This window comes from Kineosporia corallincola (genome assembly GCF_018499875.1).
GTDB classification, from domain to species: domain Bacteria; phylum Actinomycetota; class Actinomycetes; order Actinomycetales; family Kineosporiaceae; genus Kineosporia; species Kineosporia corallincola.
Genome location: NZ_JAHBAY010000014.1, coordinates 106,998 through 125,099, shown reverse-complemented (window position 1 = coordinate 125,099; position 18,102 = coordinate 106,998). Strand labels below are relative to the sequence as shown.

At 73.7% G+C, this 18,102-nt stretch carries 13 protein-coding genes; 10 read left to right on the top strand and 3 right to left on the bottom strand.

Annotated elements, in window-relative coordinates; all coding sequences use genetic code 11:
* The first annotated feature begins 57 nt into the window (after window positions 1-57).
* Genes KIH74_RS28350 through KIH74_RS28330 form a run of 5 tightly spaced genes read left to right on the top strand, consistent with a single transcriptional unit; the run spans window position 58 to window position 7,145 of the window.
* On the top strand, window positions 58-3,078 hold the full coding sequence (locus KIH74_RS28350; protein WP_214159429.1) for an AfsR/SARP family transcriptional regulator: 3,021 nt from the start codon (window positions 58-60) through the stop codon (window positions 3,076-3,078).
* A gap of 45 nt (window positions 3,079-3,123) precedes the next feature.
* Window positions 3,124-3,741: a COG4315 family predicted lipoprotein gene (locus tag KIH74_RS28345; protein WP_214159428.1), complete on the top strand. Its 618-nt coding sequence runs from the start codon at window positions 3,124-3,126 to the stop codon at window positions 3,739-3,741.
* Between the two features lie 59 nt (window positions 3,742-3,800).
* A complete protein-coding gene (locus KIH74_RS28340; protein WP_214159427.1) occupies window positions 3,801-4,469 on the top strand; it encodes a helix-turn-helix transcriptional regulator in 669 nt (222 codons plus the stop codon).
* Complete coding sequence (locus KIH74_RS28335; protein ID WP_214159426.1) at window positions 4,466-5,047, top strand: Pvc16 family protein; 582 nt, start codon at window positions 4,466-4,468, stop codon at window positions 5,045-5,047. The genes KIH74_RS28340 and KIH74_RS28335 overlap by 4 nt, the downstream gene beginning before the upstream one ends.
* Window positions 5,040-7,145 carry an ATP-binding protein gene (locus KIH74_RS28330; RefSeq protein WP_214159425.1) on the top strand — a complete coding sequence of 702 codons (2,106 nt, stop codon included), beginning with the start codon at window positions 5,040-5,042 and terminating at the stop codon, window positions 7,143-7,145. The genes KIH74_RS28335 and KIH74_RS28330 overlap by 8 nt, the downstream gene beginning before the upstream one ends.
* Before the next feature lie 24 nt (window positions 7,146-7,169).
* On the opposite strand, the gene KIH74_RS28325 is transcribed toward KIH74_RS28330, so the two are convergent.
* From KIH74_RS28325 to KIH74_RS38955, 3 genes are read right to left on the bottom strand one after another with little or no spacing between them, the layout of a single operon-like run.
* The gene (locus KIH74_RS28325) at window positions 7,170-8,804 is read right to left on the bottom strand and encodes an eCIS core domain-containing protein (protein ID WP_214159424.1); all 1,635 of its coding nucleotides are present in this window, start codon (window positions 8,802-8,804) and stop codon (window positions 7,170-7,172) included.
* Window positions 8,805-8,820: 16 nt separating this feature from the next.
* The gene (locus KIH74_RS28320; RefSeq protein WP_214159423.1) at window positions 8,821-10,206 is read right to left on the bottom strand and encodes a TraB/GumN family protein; all 1,386 of its coding nucleotides are present in this window, start codon (window positions 10,204-10,206) and stop codon (window positions 8,821-8,823) included.
* Window position 10,207: 1 nt separating this feature from the next.
* The gene (locus KIH74_RS38955; RefSeq protein ID WP_214159422.1) at window positions 10,208-11,677 is read right to left on the bottom strand and encodes an RICIN domain-containing protein; all 1,470 of its coding nucleotides are present in this window, start codon (window positions 11,675-11,677) and stop codon (window positions 10,208-10,210) included.
* A gap of 185 nt (window positions 11,678-11,862) precedes the next feature.
* Here KIH74_RS38955 and KIH74_RS28310 point away from each other — a divergent pair, with 185 nt between their 5' ends.
* From KIH74_RS28310 to KIH74_RS28290, 5 genes are all read left to right on the top strand, one after another.
* Window positions 11,863-13,428, top strand: a complete 1,566-nt coding sequence (locus tag KIH74_RS28310; protein ID WP_214159421.1) for a phage tail sheath subtilisin-like domain-containing protein — start codon at window positions 11,863-11,865, stop codon at window positions 13,426-13,428.
* A 30-nt stretch (window positions 13,429-13,458) separates the two neighbouring features.
* Entirely contained in the window at window positions 13,459-13,902 is a 444-nt protein-coding gene (locus KIH74_RS28305) for a phage tail protein (RefSeq protein WP_214159420.1), read from the top strand.
* Complete coding sequence (locus KIH74_RS28300; RefSeq protein WP_214159419.1) at window positions 13,899-14,381, top strand: hypothetical protein; 483 nt, start codon at window positions 13,899-13,901, stop codon at window positions 14,379-14,381. The genes KIH74_RS28305 and KIH74_RS28300 overlap by 4 nt, the downstream gene beginning before the upstream one ends.
* Entirely contained in the window at window positions 14,378-14,536 is a 159-nt protein-coding gene (locus tag KIH74_RS28295; protein WP_214159418.1) for a DUF6760 family protein, read from the top strand. The genes KIH74_RS28300 and KIH74_RS28295 overlap by 4 nt, the downstream gene beginning before the upstream one ends.
* Before the next feature lie 3,425 nt (window positions 14,537-17,961).
* Entirely contained in the window at window positions 17,962-18,102 is a 141-nt protein-coding gene (locus KIH74_RS28290) for a hypothetical protein (protein WP_214159417.1), read from the top strand.

Genomic DNA, 18,102 nt, shown 5'->3' with positions numbered 1-18,102 from the left:
CATGAGAGGCGAACGTTGAAACCCGGCTCCCCTTCCGGTCCGGAGGTCCGGTGCTGCGTGCTGGGCCCGGTGCGGGTGTGGCACGGCACCACGGAGCTGGAGCTCGGGCCGCCGCAGCAGCGCGCCGCCCTCGCCGTGCTGCTGCTGCGCGAGGGCCGCACCGTCAGCCTGAGCGAGCTCATCGACGTGCTCTGGGGCGAGCGCCCGCCGGCCACCGCCGTGAACGTGCTGCACCGCTACATCGGCCGGCTGCGCCGCATCCTCGAACCGGACCTGCCGATGCGGGCCCCCGGCCGGTTCCTGGTGCGCAGCTCCGGCGGCTACCGGCTCGACCTCGCCCCGGAAGCCGTTGACCTGGGCCGGTTCCGGCAGCTCACCGAGCAGGCCCGCACCGCCGTCGGGCAGGGCCGGCCGCGGATGTCGGTGCCGCTGTTCATCCAGGCCCTGGACCTGTGGCAGGGTCCGTGCGGAGCGGGGCTGGGCCCGGAGGTGCTGGGGCACCCGCTGTTCACGGCCCTGGAGGAGGAACGGATCGCGGCGGTGCAGACCCTCGCCGACGCCGCCCTGGAGGCCGGTGACCCGCACCCGGTGCTGCCGATCCTGCGGCGCACCGCCGTGGACCACCCGTGGACCGAATCGCTGCACGCCCGGCTGGTGATGGCCCTGGCCGCCGCCGGGCAGCAGGCCGAGGCCCTGAGCCGGTACGAGAGCGTGCGGGCCGGGCTGGCCGGGCAGCTGGGCATCGATCCCGGCCCCGAACTGCGCGCCGCCCACCGCAAGGTGCTGCGCCAGGAACTGCCGCCGGCCGGCTCGGTACGCACCGGCACCGCCCCGGCCTCCGGACCAGGTACCACCCCGGCCCCGGGCCCGGCTCCGGCCCAGGCCGAGCCACCGCCCGGCGCTCCGACGGTGGAGGCGACCCGGCGGGTGCGACCGGCCCACCTGCCCGCCGCGCTGCCCGGGTTCACCGGCCGGGACGCCGAGACGCACCGGGCCCTGGCGATGCTCGGTCCCGGCGACGGGGCACCCGCCACCATGGTGGTCGCCGCCGTCACCGGGATGGCCGGCATCGGCAAGTCCACCTTCGCGCTGCACTGGGCCCATCAGGTGGCGGCCCGCTTCCCGGACGGCCAGTTGTACGTCAACCTGCGCGGTTTCGACCCGGGCGGCGACCCCCTCGACCCGGCCGGCGTGGTGCGGGGCTTCCTCGACGCCCTCGAGGTGCCGCCCGCGCAGGTGCCGGACGGCGTGGACGCGCAGGCCGCGCTGTTCCGCAGTCTGCTCACCGGCCGCCGCATGCTGCTGCTGATCGACAACGCCCGCGACGAGGAACAGGTACGGCCGCTGCTGCCCGGCTCGGCCGGTCATCTGGTGATCGTCACCAGCCGCAACCGGCTGGCCGGCCTGATCGCCCGGGAGGGGGCCCAGCCGGTCGCGCTCGACCTGCCGGACCCCGACGAGACCCGCTCGGTGCTGGTCGAGCGCCTCGGCGCGCAGCGGGTGGCGGCCGAGCCCGGGGCCGTGGACGAGATCGTCACCCGGTGCGGGCGGCTGCCCCTGGCCGTGGCCATCGTGGCCGCCCGGGCCGCCGCCAACCCGACGTTCTCGCTCGCCGCGCTCGCCGAGGAACTGCGCGCGACGGCGGGCAGCCTGGACGCGTTCTCCGACACCGAGCCCTCCACCGACGCCCGGGTGGCCTTCTCCTGCTCCTACCGGGCGCTCGGCCCGGCCGCCGCCCGCCTGTTCCGGCTGCTGGCCCTGCGTTTCGGCCCCGACCTGGGCACGGCGGCCGCCGCCGCGCTGGCCGGGCTGACCCCCGCGCGCACCCGGCCGCTGCTGGCGGAACTGGCCCGGGCGCATCTGATCACGGAGCGCGTGCCGGGTCGTTTCGTCGTCCATGATCTGATCGGCACCTACGCCACCGAGATGGTGGAGCAGACCGAGAGCCAGGAGCAGCGCCGGGCCGCCCGGCGCCGGCTGGTCGACCACTACCTGCACACCGGCTACGCGGCGAACCGGGTGATCGAGCCGTACCGGCACCCGATCGACCTGCCGCCGCCGGCCGAGGGCGCCGGCCCGGTGCGGCCGGCCGACGCGGCCACGGCGAACGCCTGGTTCGACACCGAGTACCCGGTGCTGCTGGCCACCGTCCGGCAGGCCGCCGACCACGGCCTGGAGGAACAGGCCTGGCAGCTCACCTGGACCATGCAGCAGTTCTTCGACCGCCGTGGGCACTGGCACGACTGGATCGCGGCCCTGCACGTGGCCCGCGACGCGGCCGCCCGCCGCGGTGACCGGGCGGGCCTGGCCCACACCTACCGCGGCATCGGCACGGTCTACAGCCGGCTCAGCCGCCCGGAGGACTCCTACCGCGAACTGGACCGCTCCCTGGCGCTTTTCGGTGAGCTCGGCGACGGCGCCGCGCAGGCCCACCTGCACCTGGTGCTGGGCGCGGTGAAGAGCCGCAACCGGGTGCGGCACCGGCACCAGGAGGCGCGCGAGCACAGCCGTCAGGCGCTGGAGCTGTTCACCGCCGCGGGCTCGACCGTCGGCCGGGCCCGGGCGCTGAACAACCTCGGTTTCACCAGCGCGCTGCTCGGCGACCACCAGGCCGCGCTGGAGCACGGGCAGGCGGCCCTCGACCTCCAGCAGGAGCTGGGCGACGAGCACGGGCAGGCCGCGGCCTGGGACAGCGTGGCCCTGGCGCTGCACCGGCTGGGCCGCCGGTCCGAGGCGATCGCCTGCTACCAGAGGGCTCTGGCGATGTTCACCACCCTGGGCAACCGCTACTTCCTGGCCGGCACCAGCAGCCGGCTCGGCGACGTCTACCTCGACGAGGGACGCCCGGAGCAGGCCCGGGCGTGCTGGGAACAGGCACTGGCGGTGCTGGACGACCTGGACCACGCGGACGCCGCCCAGGTGGCCGAAAAGCTGCGCCGGACGGCCGAGGACGCTGACACCACGGGCACCGGCACGCTGTCCGGACGGGCGGGCCGGGTGGGTCTCGCGTCGTCCGTTCAGTCATCGTCTCAGTCATTTGACGCACGGAAAATCTCGCGCGGGTCGCGAGACTCGTAGGAGTGGGGCCGAGATCCGGTCCCGTTCCACGAGGAGTTCACACCCATGAAGCGCATCGCCCTGCCGATCGCCCTGCCGATCGTCCTGGTCACCGGCGGAACCCTGTTGCTGGCAGCCTGTTCCGACGACCCCGACCCGGCCCCGGCGCTGCCGCCGGTGGCGACCGCGCCCGCGGCCACCACCGCCTCCGCGGCGACGGCGACCGCCGCCGGCGCCGCCACCACCCCGGCCGCGGGAGCCGCCGGGGTGGGCACCCCGACCGGCGCCGTGCAGTCGTACACCACCGACGTCAGCGGCGACGACACGGTCACGTTCCAGGTGGTGCAGTCGGCCGAGATCGGCGGATACGTCGCCGACGGACAGGGTTTCACGCTCTACCGGTTCAACCCCGACACCCCGGACCCGTCGAAGTCGACCTGCAACGACGCCTGCGCCGTGACCTGGCCGCCGATCCTGGCCACGCACAAGGTGGAGTACGTCGGCCTCCAGCGCAAGAACATCGGCAGCCTGTACCGCGAGGACGGCAGCGTGCAGATGAAGATCGGCGGCTGGCCGGTGTACCGGTTCGCCAAGGACACCGCGCCGGGCCAGCTCAACGGCCAGGGTGTGGACGGCAACTGGTTCGCGGTCGCGCCCGACGGTTCCCGGGCCGAGGCCCGGTAAACCGCTGAACCGTCCCGCCTCTCGCGGGGCCCGATCGAGCTGAGGAATCCACTGTGCAGATGGCAGGGCAGATCGGCGTCACGCCGAGGAGCACCGAGCAGATCACCGTCACCGTGCACGTCGCGGACCAGTTGCTGCGGGCCGGGGTGATCAGTCACCTGGGCCGGGCCGGTCTGCGGGTGCTGGAGAGCCCGGGCCGGGCGACCGGGTCCGGCCCCGACCTGAGCGACACGGTGGCGGTGGTGGTCAGCGACCGGCTCGACGAGCTGACCCAGGCCGAACTGCGCAGGCTGGTGCGCGGCGGCAGACGCCCGGTGGTGTTCGTCGCCGCGCAGCTGCGGGAGCCGGAGCTGGTCAAGGTGCTGGAATGCGGCGTGCAGAGCATCGTCTGGCGGCACCAGGCGACGCCAGAGCGGCTGGCCCAGGCCGTGCGCACCGCGGCCCGGGGCGACGGCGACCTGCCCCCCGACCTGCTCAGCCAGCTGCTGAGCGTGGTCGGCCGGGCCCAGCGCACCGGGAGCCCGGCCGGGCCCGCCCTGTATCTGGCGCCCCGCGAGGTGAGTGTGCTGCGCCTGGTGGCGGACGGGCTGGAGACCCGGCAGATCGCCGAGCAGCTGGCCTATTCCGAGCGCACGGTGAAAAACGTTCTGCACGGCATCATGTCGCGCATGCAGCTGACCAACCGGGCGCACGCCGTGGCCTACGCCCTGCGAGAGGGCTACCTGTGATCCACGAGATCGACCAGTCGCTCAAGGTTCTCATCACCGGGCAGGCCCTGGCCGACGGATCGGCCGAGGTGGTGTTCGACGCGCCCAGCCGGGACTGGGCGGCGCGGCGCAACTCCCCCACCATCGACGCCTACCTCTACGACATCCGGGAGGAGGTGAGCCGCCGCGAGCGGGGCGCGGCGGCCGTGCGCGACCCGGCCGGGGCGGTGCGGGCGCGGCGCCTGCAACCGCGCTGGTTCCGGCTGTCGTACCTGGTGACGGCCTGGACCCGGGAGCCGGAAGACGAACACCGGCTGCTGTCGATGGTTCTCGGCTGTCTGCTGCGCAACGAGATCCTGCCGCCGGACACCCTGCCGCCGTCGGTGGCCGAGATCACCGGCACCGTACCGATCTCGGTGGCGGTGCCGGCCGAGTCCCGCTCGATCGCGGACATCTGGTCGGCGCTGGGCGGAGAACTGAAACCGTCGCTCGACGTGGTGGTGGTGACGCCGTTCCCGGTGGCGCCGGAGTTCCCGGTGGCGCCGCCGGTCACCGAGCCGGCCGTGGTGGACGTGCGGGACCGGGGTCTCGATGGCTGAGCTCGTCGAGGCCGGACCGATCTCCGGCCCGTTGCCCGAACCGTTGTCCCATCCTGGGCAGGACCTGCTGGAGCGGCTCGATCTGCTCTACGGGCGGGTGGCAGGGCTGGTGCGCCACCGTTCCTCGGGCGACCCCACCGCCGACGACCCGCTGCGCGGCATGGTGCTGTCGGCCGAGGCCGTCGGTCATCTGCTCGGGCGCGCCGCCGAGCCGACCGGGCAGGACGACGCGTACGGGCTGGCCGTCACCCGGGGCCGGCTGCTGAGGCTGACCGAGCGTTTCGGGCTGCTCCTGCTCGACCTGCACATCCTGGTCGCGGCCCTGGCGCCGGACGTGGACCCCCGGTTCGGGCCGCTGTACGGGTATCTGAACGACAACGTGTCGCAGCAGCGGGCCACCGTGAACCTGGCCCTCGACCTGGCCGGGCTGGCCGCACACCAGGCGGTGGCCCGGGCCCGGCTGTACCCGGACGCCCCGCTGCTGACCGGCGGCCTGGTGACGCTGGACGACGAACCGGCGAAACCGTTCCCTGCCAAGGCCTTACGGGTTCCGGAGCGGGTGATCGGCCATCTGCTCGGCGACGACACCCCGGACGCGGCACTGCTCGGGTCGGTGGAGGTGCTGACGCCCGGGCCCCGGCCGGGCCTCCACCCGCAGGCAGCCCGGCTGGGCCGCCTGCTCCGCGACGACCTACGCGACGGCGCCGGCCACGACGGCCCCGGTCATGACGGCGTGGGCCACCCGGTCGTGGTGCACCTGCACGAGTCCCGGCCCGGAGCGGGCGCCCGCGAGCTGGCCGCCGCCGCGCTGCACGACGCGGGCCTGACCGCCGTCGTGCTGGACCTGCGAGCGGGCGCCGAGGACGACCAAGCCGGCGGGGACCCCGTCGCTCCCGCCACCGCGATCGCCCGGGAGGCGCGGCTGCGGGGAGCCGGGATCGTGGCCGGGCCGTTGCCCCCGCGGCCGGGCGCCGCAGCCGTGCTGGTCCGCGAACTGGAGCGTTCGGGCGTCCCCACGCTGTTCTACGGCCCGGAGCCCTTCGACCCGGCCTGGTCGGTGACCGGCGGCGTGCTGGCCACCCGGGCATCCGGCACCGAGGCCGCGGACGTGCAGCGGTGGATCGACGAGATCGGCTCTGCGGCAGCGGGTATCGACGTGGGCGCCGCGATCTCCGGCTACCGGATCGGGCCTGCCCAGGTGCGCGCGACCGTCCGCGCCGCCCGGGCACTGGCGGCGCTGGACGGGCACGAGCTCACCGGCCGGCACCTGCAACTGGCGGCCCGGCAGCGATCGGCGCCGATGCTCCAGCGGCACGCGCGGCGGATCACCCCCGGCGTCGGCTGGGCCGATCTGGTGCTGCCGGCCGAGCCTCTGGCCGCGCTGCGCGAGCTGGTGGTGCGGGCCCGGCAGCGCGACCGGGTGCTGGGGGAATGGCTGATGCGCTCCGGCGGTGGCCGTGGACGCGGCGTGGTGGCCCTGTTCGCCGGCGGTTCCGGCACCGGCAAGACGATGTCGGCCGAGGTGGTGGCCGCCGACCTGGGGATGGACCTGTACGTGGTGGACCTGTCCACGGTGGTGGACAAGTACATCGGCGAGACGGAGAAGAACCTGGAACGGATCTTCTCCGAGGCCGACCGTACCGACGCCGTGCTGCTGTTCGACGAGGCCGACGCCGTGTTCGGCAAGCGTTCCGAGGTGAAGGACTCGCACGACAAGCACGCCAACATGCAGAGCGCCTACCTGCTCCAGCGTCTGGAGCAGTTCGACGGTCTCGCGGTGCTCACCACCAATCTGCGGGCCAACATCGACGAGGCCTTCACCCGCCGCCTGGACCTGGTGGTGGACTTCCCGTTCCCGGACGCCGATCAGCGGGCCCGGCTCTGGCGGCACTGCCTGGCCGTGGCCCCACAGGCGTCCGACCTCGAACTGGAACCGCTGGCGGCCCGTTTCGAGCTGTCCGGCGGCGCCATCCACAGCGCCGCGGTGACCGCCGCCTACCTGGCGGCGGGCCGCGACGACGTGGTGACGACGGCCGATCTGTGGACCGGCGCCGAGCGCGAGTACCGCAAGATGGGGCGGCTCGTGCCCCGGCCGTAGCGGTGGCTCATCCCGAGCGGCAGGTCAGGACGCGTTCCGGCGCGGCGGCAGGGCCGCGAACGCGGCGTCCTCGGCGGCCACCCCGGCCAGGCGCTGCTGCGTCAGCTGCTGGAACTCGGCCAGCTGGCGGCCGTTGTTGAGGTAGAAGAAGTGATAGCCGCCGCTGGTGCCGAGCTGGCCGATGAGGCTGCCCACGTGCAGGCCGCCCAGGCCGATGTACCGGGTGCCGTCGGAGGCCGCGCGCCGGGCGAGCGTGAGCATGGCGGCATCCCGCCAGGCCTCCATGGACTGCACGTCGCTGGTCGTGCCCGCGATCCGGTTGCGGTCGAAGGTGCTGAGCAGCTGGTCGGACCCGGCGCGCTCGCGGATCACCGGGAGGAAGGCGTCGCAGAACGCCCGCAGGGCCGGCACGAACTCCTTCTTGTACGAACGCCGCTGGAACACGTCGAGGCGCCCGCCCCGCCTCTCCTCCATGCTGTTGCCCAGAAAACCGTCGGGTCGCAGCCCGGCGACGAAAGGCCCGAGCACGGCCTGGGTCTGGGCCACCACCTGGGCCAGGGTCTGCTGCGGTCCGGTGAGCTGCACGCTGGGCACGGGGGCCGCGGAGGACTCCACGGCGAACGCCCAGGCGGTCTTGAGGTAGCGCTGCACCGGCTGCCCCAGGTACTCCTTGATCGGGTCGAGGTCGGGCTTTTCGCCCACCAGCAGGGGCCTCAGGCGGGCCAGGGCGCTGCCCATCTTCGGGAACAACGATTCGGCGCCGTGCTGTGCCAGGTCCGCGCCCGGGGTCAGGCCCAGGCGGGCCAGGCGGTCGCCGTTCATCGCGTCGAGGGTGGCCGAGGTGTCCGGCAGGGCCGTCAGGTCGTCGTAGTTGACCAGTTCGTAGCGGAACGAGCGGGTTCCGACCGCCTGCACGACGTCGGTCAGGGTGACCTCGGTGTGGTTCTCTCCGACGATGTTCACCCCGGTGGGCGAGAACCGCACCCAGGTACCGGGACTGAACGATCCGGGGGCGAGGTTTCCCAGGTGGTCGGTCATCCCGGCGGCGTGACGGCGGAACTCGCGCTCGTTCTGGTAGTCGCGCACCAGCGGGTCGTCCGCCATCTCGCGCATCCGGTCGGTGAGGCCGTCTGCCTCCGGGTTGATCCGCCGGCCGCCCACCCAGACCCGGCGCTGCACGGCACCTTTCGGCCGGGTCCGGTCACCGGAGGCGTCCGCCGGCGCCGTCGCACCGGGCGTCACGCTCCTGGAGAGCACCCGCCGGGCGTTGGCCTCGGCCGCACGCTCGTACCGGTCAGAGGGGTCGCTCAGCCGCAGGCCGTCGCCGTGGTCGGTGCCGGCGACCGTGCCCTGCCGCTGCTGGATCACGTGGGTCAGCTCGTGAGCCAGGGTGTGCCGGTCGGCGCCGCCCTCACCCAGCACCACGTGGTCGCCGGAGGTGTAGGCCCGGGCCCCGATCGAGGCCGCGGAGCGGGCCGCGGCCGGGCCGGTGTGCAGCCGGACCCCGGCGAAGTCCGCGCCCAGGCGAGCCTCCATGTCGGCCCGGACCGAGGCGTCCAGCGGCCGGCCCGCCGAGCGGAGCACCCCGTCGACCTCCGTGCGCTGGACGGCGGTGCGGTCCCGGGGTGTTCGTGCCGGGCCGGTTTCGTGTGCGTGCATGAGACCTCCTGCGGATTCAGGTCCGCGGTACCACGTCGGGGAGAAGCCGGACCGGAGCGGTGGGATCGGTGGCATCGGCCAGTTCCACGCCGGGGATGCCGAGCAGCTGGTCCAGGCCGGGGAAGGCGTCGGCCAGCGGGTTGTTCCCGACCACCACGGGAGCCTCGTGCGGCAGGCGCCGGTGCTCACCGATGTGGGAGGCGCCGATGTCGACCAGGTACCCGCCCGCGCCCGCGCGACCGGCCGCGTCGTCCGTGATGATCTGTTCGGCGTAGGTGTTCAGCATGACGGCGCGGCGGTGCAGTGCTCCCTGCACTCGCTTGCTGCGGGCGGGGTGGCCGCCGATGCCGCGCACCCGCACCCCGGCCCGGCGGGCCGCGTCCAGCAGCGGGCGCAGGCCCTCCATGCCGGGTGAGGCCAGCAGGGCCCGCAGCTCGGGCGGCATCGTGCCGGTGGCCAGGTACTCGTCCACGAAGGCCTGGTGCGAGTCGTCCCGCAGGTTCTCCAGGTAGAGCGTGCCGACCCCGGAGGCCTTGAGCTCCGGCAGGTTCCGGGTGAGGAACCCCCAGACCTGCCCGTCCCCGTGCGCGCCGCCGATCACCACGCCGGGCCGGATGTTCAGCAGCGCCTGGAGCCCGCCCAGCGAACCCGAGGCACCCGCCAGTGCGCTCTGGTAGCCCGTGCGGGCCTGGCCGTTCGCCGCGGCGGCGCCGGTGGCGTCGTACTGGTTCCTGCGCGCCGTGCTGTTGCGGGCCAGTTCGTCGTCCCGGTTCTCCTGCCAGGTCCAGAAGGGCGCGTTGGCCGGGTCGGCGCGGCTCAGCCGCTCGGCGTCCGGCTCCACCCTGGTCATCGCGTCGGTCCGTTGCCTGCCGATCTGTTTCAGCATCTCGCTGAGCCGCCGGAAGCGGGACACGTTGCCGAGCTCGGCGACGAACGCCGGATCGGGAAAACTCAGCTCGGGCGCCGTGCCCGGCCGGTAGCCGGGTGCCCGGCCGAACACCTTCGTGTACTCCTCGACCAGCTCCAGCCAGAACTGGCGGTCGGTGACCCGCAGCGGGTAGCCACCCGGTTCCACCACCTGCGCCGTCGGCGCGTCCAGGTCCACCGGCTCGCTCAGCGAGCCGATCAGCGCCGCCACGCTGTTCTCCAGCTCCTCCATCGTGCCGGGCGGCGGCCCCTGGAACGTCAGGGCCGGGACCGGCGGGTTCTGGTGCAGTTCCTCCCGGGTGACGCGCTGCACGGCCGGGCCGGGGCGGGGGCGCCGGGACCGCTCCACCGCCCGGCTGACGGCGGCGTTCCCGGCACCGCTGCGCAGGACGTCGAGGGCCGTGGGGGCCGGGCCCGGCCGGCGCGCCGGCAGCGGGTGCGGCCTGTCCTGGTCGCCGGGGTGGTGGACGACCATCTCAGGAGTCCCCGAGCGTCCACTGCTGCAACGGTTTCAGCCGGTCCTCGCAGCGCAGCGCCCGGGCCTGCTGGTCGGCGCCGGCATTGGTCAGGCACTCCCCCGTGGCCGCGTTGACGATGAGCACGGTGCCGTCGTCCGAGTCGGTGAAGGTCCAGCGCTGGTTGTCCTCGACGCGTCCGGCCCGGATCGCGCCGTCCCCGCCGGACACCGTGCGGATGCGGACCTGGTCCACGTCGCCGTCCCGGGTCAGCGTGCTGCCCGCGGCGTTTCCCGGTGACAGGGCCATCGAGCCGTCGTCGTAGCCGACCAGCACCCAGAACTGGTTCAGCGCCACCTGCTGGTCCTGCGGGTTCTGCCGGCCGGACACGACGACCGGGGTGCCGTCGTCCTGGGCGCCGTTCTGCACGGTCAGGTAGTTGCCGTCCTGCCGGCTGGTGATCGTGGCCAGGGCGTCGCCGTTGCCGTCCTTCGGCAGGCCGGCCACCTCGTCGTCCTGCTGGTTCTGGTTCTGCGGGGCCTCGGTCTGGGCCGGCGGCGCCTGCGTCGCGGCCTCGGCGGGAGGCTGGGCCGGCGGCTGCGTGGGCGGCGGCTGGGTGGCCGCCGGTGCGGGCGGTGGCGGGGCCACGGTCGGCGCCACCGTGGCCACCACCGGCGGCGTGGGCAGCGCGGTGGGCGCGGCCACCGGCTGCACCTGGAGTTCCTGCGCCACCGTGCGGATGTTCGGCAGCGGGAACGTCATCAGCCCGATCACCGCCAGCACCACCAGCAGGAGCAGGCTCAGCAGGGCGATCAGCCATTTCGGGAACAGCGGCACCCGCACGAACGTGCCGCGCGGTTCCAGCCGGTTCAGCGGGTCGTCGATCTGCCCGGCGCGGCCCACCCCGACCAGGAACGGGTAGCGCTCCTCCTGGCCGGTCAGGCGCAGCCGCTGCGGGCGGATCCGCAGCCGGGTGGCCTCGGAACGCCCCGGGACCACCTCCAGGGTCTGGTCACCGGTGTCGAACCGGAGCGCGTCCTCGTCGTCCCTGGGTGTGAAACTGGCTGTCAGCGGTGCGTTCCCGAAGTTGGACACGGAGATCCGGGGACGCCCGGACAGTCGCCCCCGCACGGTGCCCGGGTTCAGTTCGGCCCGCACGTCGCTGAACTCGCCCACCGTGACGGCGGCCTCGGCCACGTCGAACAGGTCCGCGTTCTGCCGGGGCCGCACCTGCACCCCGAACGGGGTGGGACCGGCCGCGGCCTGCGGGCTGCGCGGCGGGCTCACGGTCACCTGGGCGGTGCCCTGCGCGCCCGGGAACAGGCGCAGCGACTGCGGTTCCACCACCGACCAGGCCGCCGGGGCGCCGACCATCGAGAGCTGGTACTCCTCCACCGTGTCGCCGTCGTTGCGCAGCGTCAGGGTGAAGGAGGCGTCCGTTCCCGGCTCGACCCGCGCCGACGCCGGGCTCAGAGAAGTCCAAAGGCTCACGTCCCGAGGCTAGTTCGGGGACGCCCGGGGCACAGGAACCGGGTGGGCAGCGGTGGGGGCAGCGAGGGTTGCCCGAACGGTCATCCGGGCCTGCCTGGTGCCGGAACCCACCGGCCGTTCCCCCACGGGGCCGCGGGAGCCACGCTGGAACAGCATCCAATCCCCAGATCCAGCAAGGAGACCCCATGCCCACGTACCTCTCCCCGGGCGTCTACGTCGAGGAGGTGGCCGGTGGCTCACGCCCCATCGAGGGGGTGGGGACGTCGGTGGCCGCCTTCGTCGGGCTGGCCCCGAGCGGGCCGCTGAACGATCCGGTGCTGGTGAGCAACTGGGCCCAGTACGTGTCCACGTTCGGCGAGTTCGCCGAGGGCCTCTACCTCGCCCACGCGGTGTACGGCTTCTTCAGCAACGGCGGCACCGCCGCCTACGTGGTGCGCGTCGGCGGCGCGCCGGCCGGCGAGGGCACCCGCCCGGCCTCGGGCCGCACGGCGATCGCCCCCGGTGACCCGGTGGAGCTGGGCACGTTCAAGACCTCGGCCCTGGCCCGCCAGGACGCCAACGGCGGCCAGCTGACCGTCGAGGTCGCCGACACCGCCGGCGAGGGCCCGGAGGACCGGTTCACCCTGGTGGTGAAGGAAGGCGACCGGGTGGCCGAGAGTTTCGACGTCTCGGCCCGCAAGGGCGCCCGCAACTACGTGGTCAACCTGGTGCGGCAGCGCTCCAAGCTGATCCAGGTGGAGGAGAACGCCCCCGCCGGTCAGCTCGCCCGGCCCGGCAACCAGTCCGTGCAGGTGCCGGTGCCCAGCCGGCCGGCCGAGGTGGCGCGCGGCAACGGGACGGTCGACGCCGCCGAGTTCCTCGGGGACGCCTCCGACCGCACCGGTTTCGGCGGCCTGGAGGCCCTCGACGCGGTCAGCGTGGTGGCGGTGCCCGACCTGATGGCCGTCTACGAGCGCGGTGAGATCGACCTGGACGGCGTGAAAGCCGTTCAGCTGGGCATGATCGCGCACTGCGAGTCGATGGGCGACCGGATGGCGATCCTCGACCCGCCGCCCGGCCTGAACGCCCGCGAGATCCGCGAATGGCGGCAGGAAACGGCCGGTTACGACTCCTCGCAGGCCGCGCTGTACTACCCGTGGATCTCGGTGTTCGACCCGGCCACGGGCCAGAAGCAGAACGTCCCGCCGAGCGGCCACATGGCCGGGGTGTGGGCCCGCAACGACACCGAGCGCGGCGTGCACAAGGCGCCGGCCAACGAGGTGGTGCGCGGGGCGGTCGATCTGGAACTCCAGATCACCCGGGGCGAGCAGGACCTGCTGAACCCGCAGGGCATCAACTGCATCCGGGCGTTCCCGGGCCGGGGCATCCGGATCTGGGGCGCGCGCACGCTGGCCTCCGACCCGGCGTGGCGCTACCTGAACGTGCGGCGCTACTTCGACTACCTGGAGGAGTCGATCCTGGCGGGCACGCAGTGGGTGGTGTTCGAGCCGAACGACGACGCGCTGTGGGCCCGTATCCGGCGCAACATCTCGGCCTTCCTGGTGAACGAGTGGCGGTCCGGGGCGCTGTTCGGGGCGCGCGCCGAGGAGGCGTTCTACGTCAAGTGCGACCGTGACACCAACCCGCCGGAGTCGGTGGACGCCGGGCGCGTGGTCTGCCAGATCGGTATCGCCCCGGTGAAACCCGCCGAGTTCGTGGTGTTCCAGCTCGCCCAGTTCACCGGCGGCGGCGCCGGCGAGCTCACCGAATAACCCTTCCCCCAGCGACAGTCAGGAACAAGAATGTCCTTGCAGCCCGGCGATGCCCTCGCCGCACACAATTTCGGCCTCCAGATCGACGGCGTCACCGTGGAATACCTCCAGGAGGTGGGTGGCCTCTCGCTCGAGCAGGACGTCATCGAGTACCAGCAGGTCTCGGCCAACGGCCGCCCGGTGATCAAGAAGATGCCCGGCGCCAAGAAGGCCGGTGAGGCCAGCGTGACCCGGGGCATGACGCAGTCCTCGGCATTCACCCAGTGGATCAACGACTCGCTGGCCGGCGACATGGGCGCGGCCCGCAAGAACGCCACCATCATCCTGATGGACTACCAGTACAACCCGGTCAAGCGCTACAACATGACCAACGCCTGGTGCAGCAAGGTGGAGAGCAGCGGGGTCAAGGCCGGCGACGCGTCGGCCCTGACCGAGCAGGTCACCATCACCTTCGAAGACCTGACCATCGAATGACCAGGCGCGGCCGGGCCGGGGTGATGACCCCGATGTCGGCGGAGGATCTGGCCACCCCGGCCGGTCCGCCGGAAACTCCCTCACAGCAGCCACCTTCAGAACCCGACCGGCTCCGGACCGAGTTCCCGTTCGAGCTGCCGCGGGGTTTCGTCTCCGGCGACGGCACCGTGCACCGATCCGGCGTGATGCGCCTGGCCACCGCGCGGGACGAGCTGGTTCCGTTGCGGGACCTACGGGTTCAGGAGAATCCGGCCTACCTGTCGGTGGTGCTGCTGGCCCGGGTGATCACCCGCCTGGGCACGCTGCCGGCCGTTCACGACGGCGTGGTGGAGAACCTGTTCGCCGCGGATCTCGCCTTCTTGCAGGAGTTCTACCGGCAGATCAACGCCGAGGGGCACACCCGGGCGGCCGTCACCTGCCCGCACTGCTCGGAGCCGTTCGAGATCGAGCTCGGCGGGAGCCGCCTGGGGGAATCGTGACGTACGCGGTCGACGGCATCCATCAGGAGATCGCGTACGTGGCCCACCATCTGCACTGGAGTCTGGAAGACATCATGGACCTCGAGCATCATGACCGGCGGCGGTACGTGGCCGCCGCCGGCCGGCTCATCGAGACGGCCGGTGAGCCGCGATGAGCCGTCTGCTCGATCTCCTCGGCCTGGGGCGCGGTTCCGCCGATGCACAACAGGGGACGACGCACGCTCCAGCCCTCTCCGAAACGGTCACCCCGTCAGCGGTTCCGCAGCCGACGGGCCGGGACTGGACGGCCCTGCCCGCGATCCAGCGGGTGACGGCCGATGCTCCCGCGCTGCTGTCCGGCACCTCCGGCGCGTCGTTCGCCGGCACGCTGGCGGCGCACCGCAGCCCGATGCTCAGCCAGGTGACCGGGCAGGCGGGGCCGGCCGGCGCGAACCCGATGCTCTCCTCACCGGCCGCCCTCACCGGCGGCCACCCGGCTCCGGGCACCCTGGCCACCCCGAACACCCTTGCTATCCCGGCTGCCCTTACTACCCCGGCCGCCCCGGTGCAGCGGGCCGTGCCCGCCAAGTGGTCGGTGGCCGGACCTGTTTCGTTTCCGCAGCCGCCGAGCTCGCCCGCCGTCGCGCGCCCGGCCGTTTCGTGGTCGACGGCCGCCGACGCCCACTCGGCGCCCGACCCGATCTCGCGGGCGTCCGACGGAAGCCCGGCCACTCCCGCCCGGACCTCACCGGCGCCGACCCCCATGACGCCACAGCCGATCGCAACGTCCCCGATCACGGCGTCCCCGATCACGGCGTCCCCGATCGCAACGTCCCCGATCACGGTGGCCCGCGTGACGACGTCCACGGGTTCGGCCACTCCCGCCACGGCTGACCGTGGCGGGGCAGCACCCGTGAACGTGACGGGCCCCCGCGCCTTCCCGGAGACCGCCGCACCCATGGCGCCGTCCGGCGTCCCCCCGGTCCCTGGACCCGCCGTCCCCGGCACACCGGTTCCCGCGGCCCCGCAGTCTCCCGTTCAGCCGTCGGCGGCCACCGCCGGCACGGCGACGGGGTCAGCGAGAACCGTCGCCAGGGCATCCGCGACGGCCGCGAGCAACGCTGTTCCTCAAGCGGCTGACTCCCGGCCCGGCACCCGCCGTCCCGAGACCCCCGGCTTCGCTGCTCGCGGCGCCTCTTCTCCGGCGCCCGCCCCCTCCCCCACGCCGCAGACCACAACGCCCACCCCTCACCGGGCTGCCGCACGTGTGGTCACCGCGCAGCGCGCCGGTGTCCCAGGCCTCACCTCCCCGGATTCCACTGCGCACACAGCGATTTCGGCCATCACTTCGGCCCGCACTTCGGCCACCACTCCGGGCACTGCCCCCGCCACCACTTCGGTCACTGCTCCGGGCGCTGCCCCCGCCACCGTTCCGGTCACTGCCCCCGCCACCGCTCCGGGCGCTGCTTCGGGCAGCGCTCCGGCCACCGCGCAGCGTGCGCTCGCGACCCCGCCCGGTCCCGCAGGCCGTGGCTTCACCGCATCCGGTGACGCGTCCACCAGCCCGACACGAATCGGCCCCGCACGACCCAGCTCTGTAGCACCCGGCCCCGCATCACCCAGCTCCACCCAGCCCGCCCTCTCACGCCCCGGCACCACGACGCCCCGCGGCACCTCTCACTCCCCTGCACGGCTCGAGTCCGCGCCGCCCCGCTCCACGCCACCCCGTTCCACGTCGCCCGGGTCCGCGCCACCCGCTTCCATGCCACCCCGTCCCACTTCGCCCGGGTCCACCCCTCCCGGTTCCATGCCACCCCGTTCCACTCCTCCCGGTTCCACTTCGCTCGGCTCCACACCTCCCGGTTTCATGCCACCCCGTTCCACTCCTCCCGGTTCTACTTCGCCCCGATTCACTTCGCCCAGGTCCACGCCCCCCGGCAGCGCATCTCCCGGCCCCGCACAACCGGGCGGCGGATCAGCCAGTAGCGTGTTGCCTGGTGGTCCGCTTCGGGCGTCCACCGTTCAGCGCGCCCTGGACACCCGTGGTGAAGTTGCCGGGATTCAGCGCGCGGTCCACCCCCGCGATTCCGCGACGGTTGAGAACGGCCGAGATTCCGGCAGCGCCAGCAGCGCTGTTGTGCCGAGTTCCGCAGGACGACCCGCCTCCGCGCCTGGCACCAGCCGCGCCGTGCAGCTCGTTCCGGCTTCCGAGCCGACGGCCGGGGGCAGCGCCGTTCGCCGGGCCGTGGCCTCCACCGGTTCGATGGTCCATGGTCCCGAGTCCACCACGCAGCAGCCCGTCGCCGGGGGTGTCGCGGCTCAACACGTCACCCGTCCTGGCGCCGACGCGGCGAACCTCACCGCGCAGAAGAGCTTTCCCGGCGCCGGCTCCCCCGCCCGGGGTGCTGCCGCGCCACACACCGCGGCTCAGCGCACCGCGGACACCGCTGTCTCTGCCGGCATCGTCTCCAGCACCGGCCGTGTCTCCAACATGCGTGATGTTCCCGACACGAACCCCGGCCCGGCCATCAGCACCGGAAGCACCCCCAGCGCCCGTTCGGCAGGGCCCACCGTGCAGCTGTCGCCCGCGGCCGGCCGCACCGATGCGGGCGGGACGGGCCGTGGCACCGTCCAGCGTTCCGCCGCCGGTATCCCGATGACGTCTGCGGCGGCGCGTCGGCCCGACGCCGCCTCCGTGATCGCGGCCGCAGACCCCCAGGGCACCGCGGCGGCGACCCCTGATGCCGCCACCGCCCATCCGAGCGCGATGCTTCCGGCGGCTGCCGTCGCACAACGAGCCACCGCTGCGGTGGAGTCAGGGCCGGCCGGGCGCCAGGCTCCGGCGCCCGGTACCGCTGCCGGGCATCACCACGTGACGCCGAGAACCAGCACAACGACTGCCGTGCGGACTGTTTCGCGGTCGTCGACAGCTCCGAACTCCCGGAGCCGACGGCTCGGGCTCGGCGCCCCGCTGCCCGGTGGCCTGCCCGCGACGGCCGCCACCCCGGCCCCCCAGACACAGACACAAGCCCAGGCCCCGGCCAGGCCCCTCGACACTCCGCCCGGTACGGCCCAGAACACCGTGCAGCGGTCCGGCGCACGCGCCCCCCGCCTCGGCTCGCCGATCAGCCCGCAACCACCGATCGCCCCTCCACCACCGATCACCGCTCCACCATCGATCGTCCCTCAGCCGCAGGCGGCCATCCGCGCCGCCGAGCCTCAGCCCGCCACTACCCGACCCAGGAAAACCGTTCGTGCACAACGTGTCATGCGCCATTGGACCGAACCCACCGGACACCCCCTGACCTCGGTGAACGCCTTCGCTCCCGTCACCGCGTCATCACCCCGGGCGCCGGTGGCGCGTCCCCCGGCCGCCCGCCTCACTCCGGCACCCGAGCCGGCCGTTCAGCGGGCACCGGTCCCCCCGCCACCGACGTCCACCAGACCACCCGAAAAACCAGCAGAACCGCCGCCAACCGCAGTCCCCAGCCCGACCCTCCCACCGACGCCCCCGCCTCCCGCGGCAGCGTCGGTTCAGCGGCGTCCGGCGCCGCCACCGACGAGGCCGGAACCGAGGAAGGCAGAGCAGGCCACGAAGGCCGTGCGTGGCAGCACCTCCCGCACCCCCGCGGAGCTGGACGAGCTGGCCCGCGCCCTGTTCGACCCGCTGGCCCGCCTGCTGCGGGCCGAACTGCGCGCCGACCGCGAACGTGTGGGCCGTCTCCGGGACGGCCGCGCGTGA

Coding starts and splice junctions, on each gene's coding strand:
- KIH74_RS28320 (WP_214159423.1), bottom strand. CDS start 10,206: ATGGTCGTCCACCACCCCGGCGACCAGGACAGGCCGCACCCGCTGCCG.
- KIH74_RS28310 (WP_214159421.1), top strand. CDS start 11,863: ATGCCCACGTACCTCTCCCCGGGCGTCTACGTCGAGGAGGTGGCCGGT.
- KIH74_RS28300 (WP_214159419.1), top strand. CDS start 13,899: ATGACCAGGCGCGGCCGGGCCGGGGTGATGACCCCGATGTCGGCGGAG.
- KIH74_RS28305 (WP_214159420.1), top strand. CDS start 13,459: ATGTCCTTGCAGCCCGGCGATGCCCTCGCCGCACACAATTTCGGCCTC.
- KIH74_RS28325 (WP_214159424.1), bottom strand. CDS start 8,804: ATGCACGCACACGAAACCGGCCCGGCACGAACACCCCGGGACCGCACC.
- KIH74_RS28340 (WP_214159427.1), top strand. CDS start 3,801: ATGGCAGGGCAGATCGGCGTCACGCCGAGGAGCACCGAGCAGATCACC.
- KIH74_RS28330 (WP_214159425.1), top strand. CDS start 5,040: ATGGCTGAGCTCGTCGAGGCCGGACCGATCTCCGGCCCGTTGCCCGAA.
- KIH74_RS28345 (WP_214159428.1), top strand. CDS start 3,124: ATGAAGCGCATCGCCCTGCCGATCGCCCTGCCGATCGTCCTGGTCACC.